The organism is Paenibacillus assamensis DSM 18201, from assembly GCF_000422445.1.
In the GTDB taxonomy this organism is placed as follows: domain Bacteria; phylum Bacillota; class Bacilli; order Paenibacillales; family Paenibacillaceae; genus Paenibacillus_B; species Paenibacillus_B assamensis.
Map to the genome: position 1 here is coordinate 576,274 of NZ_AULU01000003.1, position 20,180 is coordinate 596,453.

Consider the following 20,180-nt stretch of genomic DNA (forward strand, 5'->3'; position numbering starts at 1 on the left):
CCTGCTATCGACTGCGGTGACGGCTCCATACCATCACACGCATCACTCTAGTCAACACAAAATACAATAGTAACAAACCTACGCCCGTCGCGATTGTAATAAATATTTTGCGCACCTGCTGCTTCTGTTTGAGCTCCTGCTCCTCCAATAGAAGCAATCGGTTCATTAATTGTTCGTTCTGCTGGCGCAGTTGGTCATTTTCGCCGTTCAGCTTGTCCGTCATCTCTTGATAACGCTGCTGCGAGTCTTTTAAAGATTGCTCCATCTGATTATATTGGCCCTTAAGCTCGTTAAATTCCTTAGGCATCTCGGATATGCCCTCCATCCAATCCCACAGGCCCGCCTGAGCACTAGGAGCCGGATAACAGAACAATATGACGCTCACGATGAACATGGCACACAACATTCCGGTACGATGATAAGCTCTCCCATTCGTTCGTCGCATACGCTCACCTCCTTGAATGTTATTTACATCAAATGTGATGTAGATTTATCGGTCATAAAGGATCTAAACTTGATAAAGTTAGTAGAATTAGATCGTTGCATTGCATAAAGATCTGCTATGTTAAAAATAATCAACTGCCCCATCGTTCTTGTCTGTCATCTTGCGAACTATGACGATAGCTTTACCAAATATATACGGATTCATGAGCCATTACGTTGCAAGTTATGACAACAGACGACAATGCCATTATACAACGTTCGCATGCAAAAAGGACCCGCCCAAAGGCGAGTCCACCATAAAAATATTTAACGAAAGCTAATCTAGCTTCAATTATGCACCTTATCTAAAATCATTCATCAACGCCTTGAACAATGGACGCGAACGTTCAATTTGCTCTGAAGAAACGCTGAACGACAGTCGGAAGTAGCCTGGAAGGCCAAAGCCTCGGCTCGGTACAATCAATATCCGGTATTGCTGCGCCGCATGCTGACAAAATGCCACTTCATCCTCAATTGGGGATTTCGGGAAGACGAAGAACCCGCCTTCCGGCTTCGTGAAGGTGAAGCCTGCTTCCTCAAGCACGCTAACGATTAAGTCTCTGCGCTCACGGTAGCCAGAGGCGTCTACCTTCAAGCTGTCCATGCGAGCAATGGCACGCTGCATAAGCACAGGTGCATTAACGAAACCTAGCGTGCGATTGCAATAGACGAATGCACTCGTCAACAGCTCGGCATTCGGTGTGTCGTCAGCAAGCGCGATATAGCCAAGGCGCTCTCCTGCAATCCCTAAGTCTTTGCTGAACGAGCTAGCAACGATGACACGGTTATAGCTAATGAATGGGTTAGCAAGCTGCGCATCATAAATAAGCTGGCTGTATGGCTCATCGAACAGCATATAAATACTGTGACCATATTTATGCTGCGCATCTTGCAAAAGCTTGCCCAACGCATCCAAACGAGCTTGCTCAAATGCAGCTCCAGTTGGATTATGCGGTGTATTTACGATAATTCCTTTCGTACGAGCAGTAATTACTTGGGCAAGACGATCCAAATCCGGCTGGAAATCCTCCGTCAGCAAGCATGGTACAGCATGTCCGCCATAGTTCTCGATATAGCCTTTGTATTCCGCAAAGTAAGGTACAAGGACGATCACCTCGTCACCTGGATTCAATATCGCCTTCAAAGCAACATTCAAGGCACCGCCCGCTCCTACTGTCATCACAACATGTTCATGACGAATGGAAACCGCGAAACGATCAGACAGAAATTGAGCTACCTTAGCCCGTGCCTCTGGCAAGCCTTGATTCGGTATGTAGCTGTGGCTGCCATGTGTGGTGGACGCCACTTCTTCTTGCAAAGCTTTCAAAAAAGCAGCCGGAGGATCCAAGACCGGATTACCAATGGAAAAATCGCATACATGATCCGCGCCATGAATCGATTTCAGCCTTGCACCTTCTTCAAATAGCTTACGAATCCACGATCCACCATTCAATCCTTGCAGCACTTGGGCAGACAAATTATCTTCTAGGGATGTGCTATCTTGAGCTGCGAATTCATTTTGTCTAGTCATCTCACTACTCCCTTTCTAGCAAATGATAAAAGAACAGTGACAAATGCTATTCGTCTATAGCAATCACTGTATGCTCATAATCGTTCAGCCGTTCGAGAAGCACAGCTATTTCGTCCTCTGTACCAATCGATATACGTAGTTTATCACTTAACCGCGGTGAAGGGAAATACCTAATATAAATATGATGCTGCAGCAAGTAATCGTAAATTTCCTTCGCCTGATGGCGGCGAGGTCGACATAAGAGGAAATTTCCGTTGGATGGGAACACTTCATAGTCCAGCCGCACCAATGCTTCACTAAGCGTCTCTCTTGTTTCATTCACCCGTGCAACATTAGCCATAAAATAATCTTGATCTTCAACGGCCAAACGAGCCATGTTCTGGCTTATGACGTTAAGATTATAAGAATCTTTGCACTTGTCCATTGCAGTAACAAAGTCAGCCGAGGCAAAGCAATAGCCCACTCGCGCCCCACACAAGGAGTACGACTTCGAGAAAGTACGAACAACGACAAGATTCGGGTATTTTTCTAGCAGCGACACTGCTGACGTATGAGGTCCCGCAAAGTCGATATAAGCTTCATCGATTACGACTACACCTTCATACTGCTGCAGCAACTGCTCAATCTGCGCCAGTTCCAGCAGCCTCCCGGTCTGCGCATTTGGATTCGCAATAAAGATGCCCTGCGAGGCTGGCTTAAGCATATTTTCAATTGAGATTTCAAATTGCTCATTTGTATCCACGTATACACATTGCAGTTGGTGAATATCTGCTAACGTTTTGTACAACGTATAAGTAGGATATGGCGTTACGATCGTATCACCTGCATCAAAGCATATATTGAACAAGACAGACAGCACTTCATCCGATCCATTGCCGCAAAATACTTGTGACGGATCAATCCCGTACATTGTCCCGATTGCTCGCCGCAGCTCTGTGCTCGTTGCATCCGGGTAATAGCGCAGCTCTTGCATGGCGAACGATTGCAGCCACTGTTGAATCGTCGGTGTAGGAGGGTATGGATTCTCATTCGAATTAAGCTTAATTACGCCTGGGTCACGCTTCGGCTGAATGCCAGAAATATAAGGCTCTAATTGCAAAACACTTGATTTGATAACCAATATAACCCCTCCACGTCGATTTAATTTTAACTTACTATAGCTTGTATAGAATGATAGTGCAATCTTTGTTTCTAACAAAAATATCCTTATATCCGCGATTAGCTGACATAAGGAAAGGAATCAATTTATAGTATTAATCCTTTACATGTTTACGCCACCACGCTATCGTATCTGCGAGCCCCTTTCGTAACGTATACCTGGGCTTCCAATGTGCTTCTTTTTGCAATCGCTCTATACTTGCCCCTACAAATAAAGGTTCATCTGCTGGCAACGGAATCGCTCCCCAGTGAATAAACTCCCTGCTTCCAAGTTGTTCTTGAATAATAGAAGCGATTAGCCTTAACGGTACAGGCTGACCTGAACCCACATTTACGACGCCCTTCAACTGGCTCATTACCAAGCAAACAAGGGCCGATGCGACATCTTCTATATAAAGAAAGTCGCGAGACTGCCTGCCATGCGTGCACAGTACTTCTTCCTTTTTCAAAAGAGAGGTAATCATACTAGTGATGAATCGCTTGCCAGACTCATGCGGCCCATACAAATGAAAGATTCGTGCCCAACATACTCGCAAGCCGACGTGCTCCGCATAAGATTGCAGCCAAGTATGCAGCGTATTTTTACATAAAGCATACGGTGTCTTCATAGAGAGCGGCGTTCTATACTCATCCAAATATCCATTCTCCCACTCGTACTCCGCGCAGCTGCCCGCAACAACAATATCCGTCCCGCCATTCTCTACAAAACGCCGTATGAGGGCCATGCTGGCATGCACCCAGTGATAATTTGTGATCGAGTGATAGCATTGCGGAGGCACAGCTTCCCAAGCAAGATGAATCAAATGAGTAGGCTGTATTTGGCGAATAAGATTCGTAACTTCTGCTTCCTCTAACAAGTCCACCTGATGCCAGTGGCAAACTACCTGAGACGTATTGGGGATCACGGCATTTCGATACGTAGCATGAACATCAAACCCTTTTTCCAGCAGTTGAGCTGCAACCTGTCTGCCAATCCATCCGCTTCCGCCCGTAACTAGAACCCGCTTCATCTTCATATTTTATAACACCTGAGCATGAGGGATTAATACGACAAACTGCCCGCCCCAATCTCGTATATAGGCGTGTGACTCCATAATTTCTTGCTTGAGATTCCATGGCAAAATCAAAACATATTCAGGCTTCGTCCGCTTGATTTCATCAGGATGTTTGATCGGGATACGTGTGCCTGGCAAATATAAATGTTGTTTATGCGGGCTTTGATCCACGGTAAAGGGAAGCCAATCTTTGCTGATACCGCAATAATTTAAAAACGTATTGCCTTTCGCAGGCGCTCCATAACCAACGATACTTTTTCCCATTGCCTGGACGTACGTGAAAAAGCTCAATACTTCACGCCTTCTAAGCGCTATTTGCTGCGAAAACTGTGTATAGGTAGAAAGTTCATCAAGGCCATTTTCGCTTTCAAGCTGAAGTATCTCGGCTACCCGAGTCGTGGCCTCACCTGAATTCTCTGCATGTTTGACAACTAATCGCAAAGAACCGCCATGCGTTGGAATCTGATCGACATCTACAACCTTAAGGCCATGCTCCGCTAACAGCTTTTGAGCAGTCCGCAAAGAGAAATACGAAAAATGCTCATGATAAATCGTATCGAATTGCTGTTCTCTCAGCAATTCCAACAAATGCGGAAACTCGATCGTCAGAACTCCATTCGGTCGCAGCAGACGCTTGAACCCGGCTGCAAAATCATGCAAGTCAGGCACATGAGCCAGCACATTGTTAGCGATTAATAAATCCGCCTGATATCCCTCTTGTACGAGCTGATTCGCTAATTGCTCTCCAAAAAATGAAGTTCTTGTTGGAATTCCTTTATCCTTTGCAAGTTCAGCCACATTAGAGGCGGGCTCAATGCCAAGTGTTTGAATGCTGCGTTGGTGGAAATATTGCAATAAGTAACCATCATTGCTTGCTATTTCGATCACTTGCGACTCGCTGTTCAGTTGAAATCGCTCAATTACCATCTCTGCATAGGCTTCTGCATGCTTAAGCCAACTGGATGAGTAGGAGCTTGCATATAAATAATGACTGAATATTTGCTGTGGGGATTCATATTCGCCTAGCTGAACAAGCAGACAGGCATCGCAAACATAGGCGTGCAGAGGATAGAATGGTTCCATATGATCTCGTTGGTCAGCCGTTAAAAATGAATTTGCGAGCGGAGATACCCCCAAATCTAAAAACGTATGTGTAAGTGCCGCCTTGCAGACACGACAGTTCGAATGTGCCATGCTCTACACTCCTTCTCCCTTGATGTAAGCCTTGATTTGCTGCTGCGTAAATAGGCTCATATTTGCCCCTGCCTGATATTGTTGATACCACGCAACCGTCCACTCCACAGCTCGCTCTACCGAGAGTTTAGGCTGCCATGCTAACTGCTGGACGGCCTTACTGCTGTCTAATGTCAAGATCAGCACTTCATATGAAGTGTGATCCGATGCTTGATATCGAATATCCAGTGACTTGCCCCAATGGTCGGAAGTTAGACGGATTAATTCATCAACCGTTACATGAGCCTGCGAAATGGGTCCAAAATTCCATGATTCAGCATACTGACGATCCCTCCAACACGTTTCCGCCAATTGTAAGTAACCTTGCAATGGGTCCAGCACATGCTGCCAAGGGCGAATCGCCATTCGATTTCTGATGCTAAGCGACGTCTTAGTAGTAACCGCTCTAACGATGTCTGGAAACAGCCGCCCTTCTGACCAATCTCCCCCACCAATTACGTTACCGGCTCTTGCCGTTGCCAATGCTGGATTGGAAGAAGAGCCGCCATTCCAAAAGGACTTACGGTAACAGTCGCTAACGATTTCTGAACATGCTTTGCTTGCACTATACGGATCATGTCCGCCAAGCGGATCATGTTCTTTGAAATGCCGATGTCCAAGTCCATCATTTTGATAGCACTTGTCACTCGTGACATTTACGATGACTTGCACACTTTTCGTTTGTCTGGCTGCTTCTAACACATGAGCGGTGCCTAATACATTGGTAGCAAACGTGTAAACAGGTTCCTTATAAGATGGTCGGACTAACGGTTGAGCCGCTAAGTGGAATAGGATTTCGGGCTGATGCGTGCTTATTGCATGCAATAGTGATGGATAGTCATTGATATCCCCTTGGATGGAGGTACATAGCTCTGAAACGTTTGCTGCTTCATATAGATTAGGGGATGAAATGGGAGAAAGGGAATATCCAATTACTTGTGCACCTAGTGAGGTGAGCCAAAGGGTAAGCCAACTTCCTTTGAAACCTGTGTGCCCTGTAATGAATACTTTTTTCTGATGCCAAAATGAATGTTCCGTCATATTACCAAACCTTCCAAGGCGCTTGATTGTCTTCCCATAACGAGTGCAGCTTTTTCTTATCACGCATCGTATCCATAGGGTGCCAGAAGCCATGATGATGATAAGCCGCCAATTGCTTCTGTTCAGCTAACTTCATTAACACATCCGTTTCCCAAACGCTTTGATCATTTGCTATATAGTTGAACACAGTCGGCTCCAGAACAAAAAAACCACCATTAATCCAACCGCCATCGCCTACAGGCTTCTCCCTGAAGTTCACGACCATTTGATTCTCAACGAAAAGAGAGCCAAATCTGCCTGGCGGCTGCACAGCCGTAACGGTAGCTGATTTCCCGTGCTGCTTATGATAACGGATCAGCTCTTCTATATTTACGTCCCCTACCCCATCACCATAGGTGAGACAAAAGGTATCATTACCTACATAATCGGCAATTCGCTTTACACGCCCACCCGTCTCTGTTCCTTCGCCTGTATCGACCAAGGTCACTTTCCATGGTTCTGCATTGGTCGCATGATGTGTAATCTCACCCTTATCCATATCAATCGTAAAGTCAGACCGATATAGGCGGTAGTTGGAGAAATACTCTTTAATAATATGGCCTTTGTAGCCTAGGCAAATAATAAACTCACCAATTCCATAATGGCTGAATATTTTCATAATGTGCCATAAAATCGGCTGCGCCCCAATTTCAACCATTGGCTTCGGTTTCAAATTAGTCTCTTCACCAATGCGCGTTCCGTATCCACCCGCTAGAATCACTGCCTTCACTCATCTTCACCCCTAGCTGTCCATATTTTCAATAGGAATAACCGATTGTTGTTGTCACACTTTATGCACAGTATCCTTATTGGGTGCTGGTATTGGAGGTAGCCTCACACTTCCTCATTTTAAAAATTGAATCTCTCATTACTATCGTATGAACTCTAGCAAACACTCGTGTCGGTTACCGTCATTATGACCAGCAAGTAAGTTAACCTGTATAGAATAAAAAAACGAAGCCAGAACGGCTTCGTTGGCTTCGTTTATTGACGATCACAATAAATATGCATCGCCTGCTGCAAAAAAGAGGATAATCCAGGCTTCACTTTATCGATGTTTTTGGTAAAACGCGGGTCCGACGTATATAAATCCCCAAGTCCACGGAATATTTCCAACGTGCAATTGTAGAAATTCGCTGTAATTAATGAGCGGTATTCGCTAATTAACGCCTGCACCTCTTCATCCGCAGGACCTTTGTCCATTCGCTCCGCAATTTGCTTATAAAGGGAGTCCCACTCGTGCTTAATTTGCTTCCAATCATCAGCCGTATAAGTTGATGTTTTCTCTTGGGATTCTTTATAAGCGTCGGTGTGCCCATACTTCTCTTCTACTTCCTGCTCATACTTTTTCTGATGCTCTTCTATTTCAGCCATATCGAATGGCTCGAACATGTCTTCTTTGGTCATCGCAATAGCTCCTTTCATCGATTGGAGAGTTTCCTCCACCGTATGAATCAATCGTTCGAGGCGATGCTTCTTCTGCAGCATCATGCTCCGATGGGAGACGAGGGCGTGCTTGCGATCGAAGCTCGGATGATCGATAATACGCTGAATCTCAACGAGAGGAACTTCCAACTCTTTAAAAAAGAGAATTTGCTGCAGTCGCTCTAGATCGTCATCATTGTAATATCGGTATCCGTTCTCCTCTATCTTCTTTGGCTTCAACAGTCCAATGCTGTCATAATGATGCAGTGTGCGCACACTGATCCCAGCCAAGTCCGCCACCTCTTTCACTTTGTACATCTCTTCATCACCTCGTATTTGCAGAATAAACTATTACGTTACGTTAGAGTCAATGCGTTATTTTTATTTTAATAATAACAACCAGATTAGGACACATCCATTTATGGTTCCATAACTATTAATAGGGTAATACTAGGAAATTCCATTATTTGGACTAGCAACTATAAAGGCTAACGTACATATGATATATGACGGATTGGAATTATCCGATGTATATTCCATCATGGCTCATTCCGTCAATGATTGATATAATGATAGGGTTAATTACACATAAAGGATGAACAATATGAGTAAATGGCTTGAACTTTATAAACAATTACTAACGATTATTCCCGAAACATCGATACAACTTGAAGAATCACTCTGTCAGCATACGTACACGCGCATGGGCGGACCAGCAGATCTGTTCGTTACACCAGCTACCTATGAGGAAGCAGCTCAAGTCGTCCGCTTCGCTCGCCAACGCGATATTCCTATTACCGTTCTAGGCTTCGGTTCCAACGTCATTGTCCGTGATGGAGGTATTCGCGGCATCGTATTAAGCTTCGAGCAATTAACAGACATTCGCGTCTCTGACTCGATCGTCATTGCGCAAAGCGGCGCGGCTATTATTGATGTTTCTAGATTTGCATTGAAGCAGAGCTTATCTGGCCTGGAATTTGCCTGCGGTATACCCGGCTCTGTAGGCGGAGCACTCTACATGAACGCAGGAGCTTATGGCGGCGAGATTTCGGATGTACTGCAAGACACGCTCGTTCTGACATCAGAAGGTGAACTGCTTCGTCTTTCAAAAGAAGAGCTGGAGCTCGGTTATCGCACAAGCGTAATCGGACGCAAACAATATATCGTATTGGAAGCTACCTTTAAGCTTGTCCATTCAGATATTGATCCGATCCAGAAAAAGATGGAGGAATTGACCTATCTGCGTGAATCGAAGCAGCCATTGGAATACCCTTCATGCGGTAGTGTGTTCAAGCGCCCTCCTGGCTATTTTGCTGGTCAATTGATTCAGGAAAGCGGGCTTCAAGGGACTCGTGTAGGCGGTGCGGAAGTATCAACGAAGCATGCTGGTTTCATCGTCAATGTTGATCAAGCTACTGCTTCTGAATATATTGCGCTTATTCATCATGTGCAGCAGACGGTGAAAGAGCGATTCAATGTCGAGTTGGAGACAGAAGTTCGGATTATTGGAGAAGACAATTAGCGTAAGAGGCTGGCTCTCTTTGCAATAATGAACAACAACGAACAATCAAATAACCTATAAATAACTTTCCGAATCTATTGCGTATAGAGAAGGAAGGTTATTTTTTTATTCACTCCTGAAGGCTGATTGTTAATGATTACCCCCATTATTGCATGCTAAGTTAGCGTGGGACAGTCCGCATTCACAAAATTCTCCACATGAACGCATAAATAAAGATGGCACGGACAAAAGTGCAGTTATTTTAAGTAGTAATCATCATTTTCCGATAGATAAGGACAAACATGCAGTTATTTTTCTCGATTAGGCATTTTAATAGGAAAAGAGACCAAAATAAATGCATTTTTGACCATAATCGCACAAATGAGGATGTATTTAAGTAAAATAACTGCCTATTTGCCGCTGCTCTAAACTAGGCACAGTTATACGCTTTTAACAATGATATCCATGATGAAATAGATTCAATAATCATACATTCATGTTTGTTCATATTTAACTTCAAGCATAATTAGCATAGTAAAATTAACTAGAGTGCAATTTGGGATTTTATAGTATATTGGAGTTATTAAGGAAAGGCTTACAAGAAAAAAGGGGCGTTGTTAATGGTTTCATGGTTCGACACCTACGATCCGAACACCTTTCAAGCTTTCTCATCTGCTCATCTCGGTGCACTGCTGCTCTTTGCCGTTTCCATTATTCTGCTGTATGTGTGCCGTTTTTGGCTGCGAGATGAGAAACGCAGCAAGCGTACTAGATTTACACTAATCGGATTGCTCATCTTAGCAGAGGTATCGCTCAATATATGGTATGTGGCAGGCGGTGTATATGATGCAGCCGACACCCTCCCACTTGAGCTATGCAGTATTTCACTATATTTATGCGTGTTTATGCTGCTATTTCGCAGCCGCTTTATTTTCAGTATCGTCTACTTTACTGGTATCGGAGGAGCGCTGCAAGCATTACTAACACCTGCACTGGGCTTTCCGTTCCCTCACTTTCGATTTTTACAGTTCTTCTTAGCACATATCGTTATTATTTTAGCGGTACTATACATGGTATGGGTAGAAAAATATCGGCCAACTTGGAAATCGGTCGGGCTTGCGATGGTATTCCTCAATGTGCTGCTTGTCGTCGTAGGTTCTATTAATTACTTGACTGGCGGCAACTATATGTTCTTGGCGCGCAAGCCGGAAACTGCTTCTTTATTGGACGTGCTCGGCCCCTATCCATGGTATATTATATCACTGGAAGCCGTTGCTTTTATTATGTTTATTATACTGTATGCGCCGTTTGGAATATCGGCCTGGAGACGGCGTAAAAGAGGATTTATCTACTACGGACAATAAGAGCAGGTCATCCGATGCAAAAATCGGAGCCTGCTCTTTCCATTATCTTACGATGCAAATACGTTATCTGAACCGATTTACTGCCAATCACTCTACCTCTCATCAGCCAAACACACCGCTGCCCTGAATAATATCCTCTTCTTTCATCAAGGTCGCTTCTGCAATACTGACATTGTTGCGCTTGAGAAAGGATTGCACGATATGATAGCCAACGGCATAACCCGCACCATAAGACATCCCTACAGGTGTATACCCTTGCGCCTTGGCTACTTCATCACCAAACATATAGCCGCTTATCCCATCAAATCCTTTATTCCCTAGAACCGTACGCATCACTTCAATCGAGTAAGCAAGATCATCTTCATCCAGCGAGGTCACCCATGGCCCAATAAGTTCCTCACCATACATAGCAGTTGCAAAGGATTCAGCTAGTCCTTCAATAATCATATATTCCCCTAGCGTGACATCTCCATGGCTCCAATTAAAATACGAAAAGCGAATATTATGATGGAACTCGTGCGCAATCAAGGTAGGTAGCCGCTTAAGATTGTACTCATTTGGATACATATAAAGCTGAATGAAACCAGGAATACCACCGAAGCCAGAGTAGCCATTATGCAGCTTTAACTTTTCTGGATTGCCAAAATACAATCCTGCTATCAGCTTCTCTCTCGCCACTCGTAATTCAGCTTGCTCCGCATAGTGAATACATTCCTGTAAAGAGCGCTGCAACATGTCTTCCGCTTGATTCGCCTTGATCATATCCACGGCAGCTAAGCCGCGCTTATCTTCGTCCAACGCTAATATCCCCATCATTTCACAAGCCATAACTACATCATATCCGCCCTCTGTCGTTGGCTTCAACGGCACTTGGATTGTGCTCCACATGTCCTCAAATGGCCCCATCATCTCATACCGAAAATAGTCACGACGCTTTTCCATAGGCAGCTGATAGAGCTCCTGATATTGTTTTATCGTATCTACCCATTGAATATTCATGTTGACTCACTCCTCACATTTCGTTAGGCTCATTGTGCTGCGCTGTTGCTAAACAACACACTAAACGATCTCGTAACGTGAGGGTCAAGAAGATATTTATCATAGTTACAAACTCACATAGAAGGCACGCTTATTCGATGCAGCCGCTGTTCAATCAACTCCACTGCACGCATAGTTCCTCCCGTATCTTCAATATGTTCGCTCATTTGCTTGACTCGCGCTAACATACAATCGTTGCCTGCAACGGTTTTGACCGCCTCACGCAGCGTATCCACGGTTACATCCTCTGGCTTCAAATAATAACCCAGCCCTAATGCGGCTACACGCTTGGCCGTTATCTCTTGCTCTAGCATCTGCGGAATGACGACCAGAGGGACATGATGCAGCATCGCCTCCATCGTACTATTCATGCCGCCATGAGAAATAAATAACTTTGTATGTTTCAACACAGACAATTGCGGGACACTCTCATGAATTTCAAAGTTATCAGGGATATGCAGCAGTTGATCGCGGTCTATTTGCTTACCAATGACTAGAACAACATGCCACGATGTATGGCCGAACGCTTCTATACATTGATTGAAAAACTCAGGCCAATCATTAAATACAGTTCCGAGCGAGATGTAAAGAACAGGTCGTCCGTCTGCTGGCGGATTCCAGCTCAATGGATTATGCTCTGTACGGAGACAAGGCCCTACGAAGTGATAACGATCATCAAAGCTTTCTCCCGCGTAGTGGATCATTCGAGGCATAAAAATAATCGATAATTGGCTGCCGAATAGTAACGATTCCAGCGTTACCCCTTCGATCTGGAGACTATCAAGATATTGAGATACCCTTTTTTTAAAATCCTCCATTCCAGGGATCTGCTTCGTGACTTCTTCGATACTGTCCTGCTTGCTTCTAGGATAGGAGGAACAAAGCTCGATCGCAGGAACGCCCCACTTCACAGCTACCGCACTGGCTATCCAAGCCATAAAGTCGTACAATACCAAATCTGGGCGATCATCCTCGTAAATCTCTTCGAGCTGCGGCAGCATTTGCTGGGCTTCTTGGAAAAATAGCTCCATAGGATCGAGCGAATGTTCAAAACCCTGCCTTTTCAAAACGATATTCGCTGGGATAACCGATGCATAAATACGCGCCTCCGCACCTGCTGCCTCTACAACTGGCACGAACTCTTCCGTGACCACGTACGTAACCCGATGCCCACGATTCACCAACTCCTCCACTATTCCTAATGTAGGGTTAATATGGCCGTGAGCACGAATATTTACGACAGCAATATGTTTTCGCTGAGAAACATCACCTTTATAAGTAGTATAGGGATCGGTCATCTACATTCCTCCTTGTACGGACATGTACGACAATGTTTTTTGCTCTTAGAAATACAGTGAAGATATTGTGAGTCGTTCGTAGGTGCAGCTTTGCAGTATAAACAAACAGGGTACATAGAGGGGCTTGAAGTAGTGAACATGGAGGAAATAATACTAGAAGCAGATATCAACGAGTTCACACCATTCTGATGCGAGTTATGAGATGGACCAGATGAATCGGATCGTAGATTAAACATTTTATCACTTCCCTTATCCATTTCTACTATAAATTGTAATAAAATCTTTATCATCTTTCAATGCAAAAAGGCTGTCCTCTGATGACGAATCAGTGAACAGCCTTTAAACATTGATTAAAGTTATCTATAACAAGAGAAGAGGAATAAACTGCCGCTATCTTTCCTTTGTCTTCTCCACTCGTTTCGCCAGCTCGAACAGATCATAACCTTTTAAAGCACCCTCTACTAATTCTGGCAGCAAGGCAGGGGTACAAGCAAAACAAGGAGTACCGTCTTTGGACAGTGTCTTCGCTAAATTTTCATCATAATAAGGCTGACCTTGGTCAGACAAAGCAAGCAAACACATTGTCCTCACTCCTGCCTCCCGCAGTTCACGCATGCGACGAATTAAGGCTCCACGATTCCCACCCTCATATAGATCAGATACGATGATAAATAGCGTCTTTTTCGGTTCTTCGATAAAGGTTTCACAATAAGCAACTGACTTATTTATATCTGTTCCGCCACCCAGCTGAATACCGAACAGCATATCCACCGGATCATTGGCACACTGCTCCGTCAAGTCTACGACCTCTGTATCAAAGACCACGACGCGTGTGTTTAAGGCTGGTATACTCGCAAAAATGGAGCCAATAACAGAAGCCCAAATTACCGAATCTGCCATTGAGCCACTTTGATCGATATCTACGATAACGGTCCATTCCTTACTGCGCTGTGCACGATCAAAGAAGTAAAACTTCTCAGGAATTATTTTTTTGCGCTCCCTATCATAATGCTTCAAGTTACGCTGAATCGTTCGTTTCCAGTCGATCCCGCTCACGGAAGGAAGCGGCGAGTGCTGGCGACGATTTAACGCTCCTGTGACAGCACGTCGTATATCATGCTCCAGTAGCTTTACTAGATCATCTACAACTGTCTGAACAAGCATTCTTGCCGTTTCTTTCGTCTGTTCAGGAATCTTCCCTTTTAAAGACAATAATGTGCCGATAAGCTGAATGTCTGGCTTCACTTGGGCTAGCACTTCCGGTTCGAACAAGAGCTGCTTCCAGCCTTTTCGCTCCATCGCATCATGCTGAATAATCGACACCACATCATCCGGAAAAAAGGAGCGAACATCGCCAAGCCACTTCGACAGATGTGGTGCTGATTTACCATTTCCCGCACCTCGTTTCCCTGCAGAAGCACCACCGCTTGATTGATCCATCCCCTGCGTATCATCGTAAATTTCAGATAGCGCTTGGTCCATAATTCGTTCTTCATCTGTTAGTCCAGTCGAACCTCCTGAACCATAGTCCGCTAATTGCTGTTCAGCGGATTGACCGAGTATGAGCCGCCAACGTGAGATTGATTTCACATCTACAATTGTACTCATATTAAAAATCCTCGAAGTCAAAATCATTCAATTGTTGCAGCATGTTCGCTTCGTCCTCCTTCAACTCTGCACTGAGCACCTCTTCTACTTGCTCAGCTTGCACACCCCACAACTCGCCTAATAGCTCCGCAATCATAACTTTCTCTCGTGGTGCAAACGTACTGAATGCACGCCGCAAAAATACTAATGCACGAACAAACTCTTCATCTTCAAGAGATTCGATATAGTCATTTAGTTGTTCCCATAGGCTCATTCGCGACAACAGTGCATAACGATTGCGCATCGATAATCCCTCGAACCAACCTGCACCGATGTCTGCTGGTATACCAGGAGACAGACGGCGCGACACCTCCTCTGCACATTGCTGAGCAGAGATCGCATTGCGTTCCAACAGTATCGCACAAGCAAAGCCCGACAACCGCGGATTACGGTCATCACGTTCTGCAAGTTTAGCAAGCTCCTGCAGCCATAATACTTCCTCTACCTGCTCACTATGATCTAGTGAGACACTGTTTAGTTCATTCATCGCTGCAATCATGGATGTAGCAGCTTCATCATTACAACCGCTCGCATCCAATAAAAATAAACATGCGCGCATAAATAGTTGTTCAAGCAGTGGTAAAAGTGGTGACGTGTCGATTCGCCTCACATCACCATAGCGAATAATCATCGACAACTCACGTGCTGCGGCTGCGATTTGAATGACATCACGGCTGTCTGCCGCGATACGCTGCAGCGTCTGACGCGCAGCCTCCATCTGTGTAAGCATCGCACATTCACATGCAGTGCGTATAAGCTTAGACGCATCGGTAATCGTCGTACAAGCTTCCATTTTCTGCTGCAATACATAAGCAGATGCCACTTCAATCGTTTCACCGAGCAGCGTCGATTCGACGACTTCAATCTCTACCTCAGGCGACCATTGAAGAACCCAGTGTTCTGCCCAAGTCGCATTCTCTTGTCCGCTTGCTCGCTGTTTCGCCAACGAAATACCCAACAAGCTCAATCTATGAAATAAAGTGGAGCGATGCAAATCTAGAAAAGCAGATTCCTCAGACTTGACTCGTCGATTTTCCCGTAAATCTAATGCTACATCTGTCGCTACCGTTGACTTATACTTCTCCAACTTCAACTGCTTAAGCAGCCGGTTCAAATCATCCTGGATAGGCGTCTGGCTAACCCCATCGGCGAGCAAACCGATTGCAGTTCCGACATCAACTCTAGCTAATGCCTCAGCAACAACTGCGAGTTCCCCGCGACCTAATAGCGTCTGCGCAGCATCGCGCAAATCACGCAGCGTTGGTGCACTTCCCTCGTGCAGCGCTGCTAAAGCATGAGCCAGTCGAACTGCCTCAATCACCTCAGCTGTGGAGCGATGTGTACCACTCTCACGCAGCAACCGTGCAACACTTGCTAAATAGTGTTCGGGCAGATCTTCTAGTGTGCCATCCATCATTCGCTGCCACATCATCTCATAGTAATGGGGAGCATTATTTCCTGCACCATAACCAGACATCGTCGACAGCTTGTAATAAGAATACGGCATAAGTGTCAGTTTCGAGCTTCGCCTTGGCAGTAATGCTAACTCCTCATCGGTCATGGCTGCCGATAGATCCGATAATGCTTCAGCATGATACGCACCACACACAACGACGATCTTACTAGGATCATGTCCGGCTGCAATCGTCTCCTTAATTTGCCGACGCATGTATGCCTCACGAATTGCATTGTAGGCATATTCTGTATGCTCATAACGTCGTTCTCTTGCTTCCAATAGGTCACGCATCTGAGCGGAGAAGGATAGAATCGCAGATTGATATGCACCTTTATTCAAGTTGTGCTCGTAATAACGCTCCCAGTACATATCATAGTCGTACTCACCAGCCAAGGTGGCAATCCGTTGATAGATGGACGATTCACTTTCTTCGCCTCGCTCTTCTACAACTGTTCCACCAGCGTTACATTCTCCGTGTCCTTGTTCTTGTAATGAAGTCGATGCTTCATCCACTTCCTCCTTCGCTGACGTTGAAGACCTCACGCTTTGCAGCGCAAGCGTTACAGCTGTTGGCAAGTCAATAAAGGCTGCCATCGCATCATTTTCTTCTGCCCACTTCATCGCCTGATATTCCGGCGAATAGATAGCAAAGGGCCACATCGCTGTCCGCACAGGCAGCTCATCCGTAAACGCTAAAATTGCCACAGGCGGCTTCGTCACTCGATTCGTTAAATGACGTATCTCTGATGTAGCATCGGACGGCCCTTCTATGAGAATCGCGGTTGGACGAATATGATCCAAATCATCTAGCAAATGCTTTGCACCGGCGGGAGACAAATGACGCACGCCAAAAATGTGCACGGCCTCTTTTGCTATCGTGCTCACTCGTTCAACTCCTTACAAGCCGTATACAAGCCTCTCCATTCCGCTCCACGCTTCTTCATAACGTTATCAAGATACTCTTTCCAGACGAGCTTGTCTTTGACGTCATCTTTTACGATCGCACCTTGCAAACCAGCCGCTAAATCCTCATCCGTCAATTCACCACTGCCGAAGCTTGCCGCAAGCGCCATACTATTGGTTAATAGGGAAATTGCCTCTGCCGTAGAAATGACACCAGCAGGAGATTTGACCTTCTCCTTCTTGTCGAGTGTCATTCCGTTGCGCAGTTCACGGAAGATCGTAACGACTTTGTGCAGCGCCTCATCCGCTGGAGCAGCCGATTGCAAATCATACGCAGCTGCAATCTCCTGCACTCGCTTCTTCACAATCTCGACCTCAGTCTCCATATCAGAAGGAGTAGGTAGTACAACAATATTGAAACGGCGCTTCAAAGCTGCCGACATTTCATTAACACCACGGTCTCTCGTATTAGCCGTAGCAATAATCGAGAATCCTTTATGAGCACTCACTTCCTTGCCAAGCTCAGGCACTGAAATGGTCTTCTCAGACAAAATAGAGATAAGCGCATCCTGCACCTCTGATGCACAACGCGATATTTCCTCAAAGCGTGCAATGCCGCCTGCTTCCATCGCACGCATAATTGGGCTTTGCACCAATGCCTCAGGTGTCGGACCATTCGCTAGCAGCATCGCATAGTTCCAAGAATAGCGCACCTGCTCCTCTGTCGTGCCTGCTGTCCCTTGTACAACAAGACCAGAATGGCCGTAGATTGCTGCCGTCAAATTTTCAGACAACCACGATTTAGCCGTACCTGGTTCACCGATTAGCAAGAGAGCACGGTCAGTTACCAACGTCGCGATCGCCATTTCTACTAATCTTTTATTTCCGATATATTTGGGCGTAATAACGGTTTTACCCGCCTTGCCGCCAGTAATAAACGTAAATACAGCCTGCGGCGACATTTGCCACCCTGTCGGCACTTTGCCTTTATCAGCCTTAATTAGCGCAGCGATTTCATCCGCGTATAAGCGCTCTGCTGGTAAGCGCATCATGTTTTCCGTCTGTTTTTGAATTGTCGACATATTTTCATCTCCCGTTTCGGATATATAACGAGCAAAATTTATTTTGCTAACAAATAATATCAATTGTAAAGACTGTTACTGTGATGCAAACTTTTCCGCACCCGCAACAGTTTGCATCTGATCTAACGTATACAGAAGCGCATCAAGAATAGGACGTCTGTAATTTGGTAACACCGCAACCAAGCGATCATGATACGTCACTGGCAATTGATAAAGCTGCTCCAGCACATATGGATCATGCAAATCACATTTCGTCGTTTCAATTAATTTCACCAACGCTTCCTGAAGCAGCTCATCACTCTCTCCTAGTCGTCGAAGCCCTCTCAGTAATGTGCCTGCAAAATCTTCACTTTGTTTAGGAGGGTTCGCTAGCTTATCTAGCAAAAACTGTCTGGCGGCAAGGTGACCTGGGCGCGCAAATACACACACTAGCGTAAATTCCTTCTGCTCAATAACCCAGTCTAACCAACGCTCATCCCATTCTTGGACAATTTTATCTGTGGGCAGCATCGAATTAAAATTCATATATAACTCTTTCTTGCCCCAAGGAACTATGAAATCCCCATACTCGTTTTTCAGAACTACTTCCTTAATGAGTTCAACAACTTCATTTTGACGTCTTTTCACATTCTTCTTTACCTTCAAATCGATTTCTGACCATATTGCATATCGTTCATAAAATTGTGATGGTGTGAGCTGATGCAGAGCATTACGAAAAGCATAACTCATATATCGAGTATCATGCTCCTCCAGCTCTTTAAGCTTGTTCATTGCAACTTCTGTATTACACTCCACCAAATATCGGGCAGCGTAATAGTACAAATCCAACTCGTTTAAGCTCTTATAAGACATATAGTTAGAGATTAGAAACACATACAAGTTGTACAGAGAATCACTCCGTTTTCCTACAAGTGCATTCAATAAGTATTTAATCTTTTTGTGCGAAGACTCTTGCAGCTTCTTGTCTTCTATAATTTCAATTGCCTGCTTCAATGCACGCTCCAAATCTTGAACAAGCCAATCAATAAGTTCACTATCTTCACAGGTGTAAATTGCGCCGCTCGCAGCGTCCGTATCACTACCAGAGAATGCCTCGTAGATCCAGGCAACAGCTGATTTACTTCCTATTCTCGCTAATGCGCAGTATGCAGCTCGTCGAATCCCCCACCTACGATCTTTAGAAAAACTCAGTAACTCCGACTCGTATTGCTCAAATCGCCATAAATGATCAATAGCCACTTCTCTCACTTCGTTCGAACCGAACTGTGCTGCATGAAACAAACATTCCTCTATTTCTACTCCACCAATTTGAGCAATAACGTCCAATGTCTTCGCATGTAATTTTCCTCCTGATGGATCGAACGCCGACAATAGATATGGTACAATTTGCGAATCATAGGAAGGAAGAATACGCCGTTCAATCATTCTGGCAATAGGATCATAATGATCATCCAGAGCAGCAATTGCATACGGTAAAAGACGCAGATCTTCGAACATTCCCTTTTCGAATGCTTCCTCAATAGTGCTATAACGGCCATACCCCTTCGTGCTCAGGGCTTCTACCACAACAGCCAACTTGCGAAAAGACAGCTTCGTCGTTAAAGAAGTAGGATGGCTCTTCACATCCGTCAGTTCCCCTTCTGCCGAAGTCGTCCCCAGTGTGCGAAGCACTGAGCTTAACAACAAGCTCAAATCCTGCAACTTCTCCGCAGACGTACGCGTCTCTTGGGCTTCAGGAGCAATAACCGCAGCAATACCTTCTGCTAACTTCTTAAAAACAGGTGCCCGCTCACCAAGCTGTTCAAACTGAGGCAGCAAACGCTTCAAACGAAAATCTCCTTGTGCTAAATCACTGCCCGCAATATATAGCCGTCTTACTTCTTGATGAAGCTCTTGCAATAAAGCTGTACTCATCTTCATTCCCCC

The 20,180-nt window shown here is 45.0% G+C and carries 16 protein-coding genes; 2 read left to right on the forward strand and 14 right to left on the reverse strand.

All coding sequences use genetic code 11. The features are described from left to right. Positions 1-4: 4 nt before the first annotated feature. The 8 genes from H580_RS0102500 to H580_RS0102535 all read right to left on the reverse strand — a co-directional run bounded on the left by H580_RS0102500 (position 5) and on the right by H580_RS0102535 (position 8,283). A complete protein-coding gene (locus tag H580_RS0102500) occupies positions 5-445 on the reverse strand; it encodes a hypothetical protein (RefSeq protein WP_028593382.1) in 441 nt (146 codons plus the stop codon). Positions 446-784: 339 nt separating this feature from the next. Further along, positions 785-2,014, reverse strand: coding sequence for a pyridoxal phosphate-dependent aminotransferase (locus H580_RS0102505; protein ID WP_051217171.1), 1,230 nt, complete (start codon positions 2,012-2,014; stop codon positions 785-787). 46 nt (positions 2,015-2,060) lie between these two features. Further along, entirely contained in the window at positions 2,061-3,134 is a 1,074-nt protein-coding gene (hisC, locus tag H580_RS0102510; RefSeq protein ID WP_028593384.1) for a histidinol-phosphate transaminase, read from the reverse strand. Between the two features lie 133 nt (positions 3,135-3,267). Continuing rightward, positions 3,268-4,182: an NAD-dependent epimerase/dehydratase family protein gene (locus tag H580_RS0102515; protein WP_028593385.1), complete on the reverse strand. Its 915-nt coding sequence runs from the start codon at positions 4,180-4,182 to the stop codon at positions 3,268-3,270. Between the two features lie 9 nt (positions 4,183-4,191). Next, entirely contained in the window at positions 4,192-5,421 is a 1,230-nt protein-coding gene (locus tag H580_RS0102520; protein WP_028593386.1) for a class I SAM-dependent methyltransferase, read from the reverse strand. Positions 5,422-5,424: 3 nt separating this feature from the next. Beyond that, on the reverse strand, positions 5,425-6,501 hold the full coding sequence (gene rfbG / locus H580_RS0102525; RefSeq protein ID WP_028593387.1) for a CDP-glucose 4,6-dehydratase: 1,077 nt from the start codon (positions 6,499-6,501) through the stop codon (positions 5,425-5,427). 1 nt (position 6,502) lies between these two features. Then, the gene (rfbF, locus tag H580_RS0102530) at positions 6,503-7,270 is read right to left on the reverse strand and encodes a glucose-1-phosphate cytidylyltransferase (RefSeq protein ID WP_028593388.1); all 768 of its coding nucleotides are present in this window, start codon (positions 7,268-7,270) and stop codon (positions 6,503-6,505) included. Positions 7,271-7,524: 254 nt separating this feature from the next. Further along, positions 7,525-8,283, reverse strand: coding sequence for a MerR family transcriptional regulator (locus H580_RS0102535; RefSeq protein ID WP_028593389.1), 759 nt, complete (start codon positions 8,281-8,283; stop codon positions 7,525-7,527). A gap of 286 nt (positions 8,284-8,569) precedes the next feature. Here H580_RS0102535 and murB point away from each other — a divergent pair, with 286 nt between their 5' ends. Beyond that, a complete protein-coding gene (gene murB, locus H580_RS0102540; protein WP_028593390.1) occupies positions 8,570-9,487 on the forward strand; it encodes a UDP-N-acetylmuramate dehydrogenase in 918 nt (305 codons plus the stop codon). 599 nt (positions 9,488-10,086) lie between these two features. Continuing rightward, the gene (locus H580_RS0102545) at positions 10,087-10,830 is read left to right on the forward strand and encodes a YwaF family protein (protein ID WP_028593391.1); all 744 of its coding nucleotides are present in this window, start codon (positions 10,087-10,089) and stop codon (positions 10,828-10,830) included. Between the two features lie 102 nt (positions 10,831-10,932). Here the strand turns inward: H580_RS0102545 and H580_RS0102550 are convergent, their stop codons facing one another. The 6 genes from H580_RS0102550 to H580_RS23115 form a co-directional block, all read right to left on the reverse strand. Next, entirely contained in the window at positions 10,933-11,829 is an 897-nt protein-coding gene (locus tag H580_RS0102550; protein ID WP_028593392.1) for a DUF2268 domain-containing putative Zn-dependent protease, read from the reverse strand. Positions 11,830-11,942: 113 nt separating this feature from the next. Then, positions 11,943-13,166, reverse strand: coding sequence for a macrolide family glycosyltransferase (locus H580_RS0102555; RefSeq protein WP_051217172.1), 1,224 nt, complete (start codon positions 13,164-13,166; stop codon positions 11,943-11,945). A 390-nt stretch (positions 13,167-13,556) separates the two neighbouring features. Beyond that, the gene (locus H580_RS0102560) at positions 13,557-14,774 is read right to left on the reverse strand and encodes a VWA domain-containing protein (RefSeq protein WP_036604455.1); all 1,218 of its coding nucleotides are present in this window, start codon (positions 14,772-14,774) and stop codon (positions 13,557-13,559) included. A gap of 1 nt (position 14,775) precedes the next feature. Continuing rightward, entirely contained in the window at positions 14,776-17,154 is a 2,379-nt protein-coding gene (locus H580_RS0102565; RefSeq protein WP_028593395.1) for a DUF5682 family protein, read from the reverse strand. Next, a complete protein-coding gene (locus H580_RS0102570; protein ID WP_028593396.1) occupies positions 17,151-18,254 on the reverse strand; it encodes an AAA family ATPase in 1,104 nt (367 codons plus the stop codon). The genes H580_RS0102565 and H580_RS0102570 overlap by 4 nt, the downstream gene beginning before the upstream one ends. A gap of 75 nt (positions 18,255-18,329) precedes the next feature. Next, the gene (locus tag H580_RS23115; RefSeq protein ID WP_051217173.1) at positions 18,330-20,168 is read right to left on the reverse strand and encodes a HEAT repeat domain-containing protein; all 1,839 of its coding nucleotides are present in this window, start codon (positions 20,166-20,168) and stop codon (positions 18,330-18,332) included. Positions 20,169-20,180 lie beyond the last annotated feature (12 nt).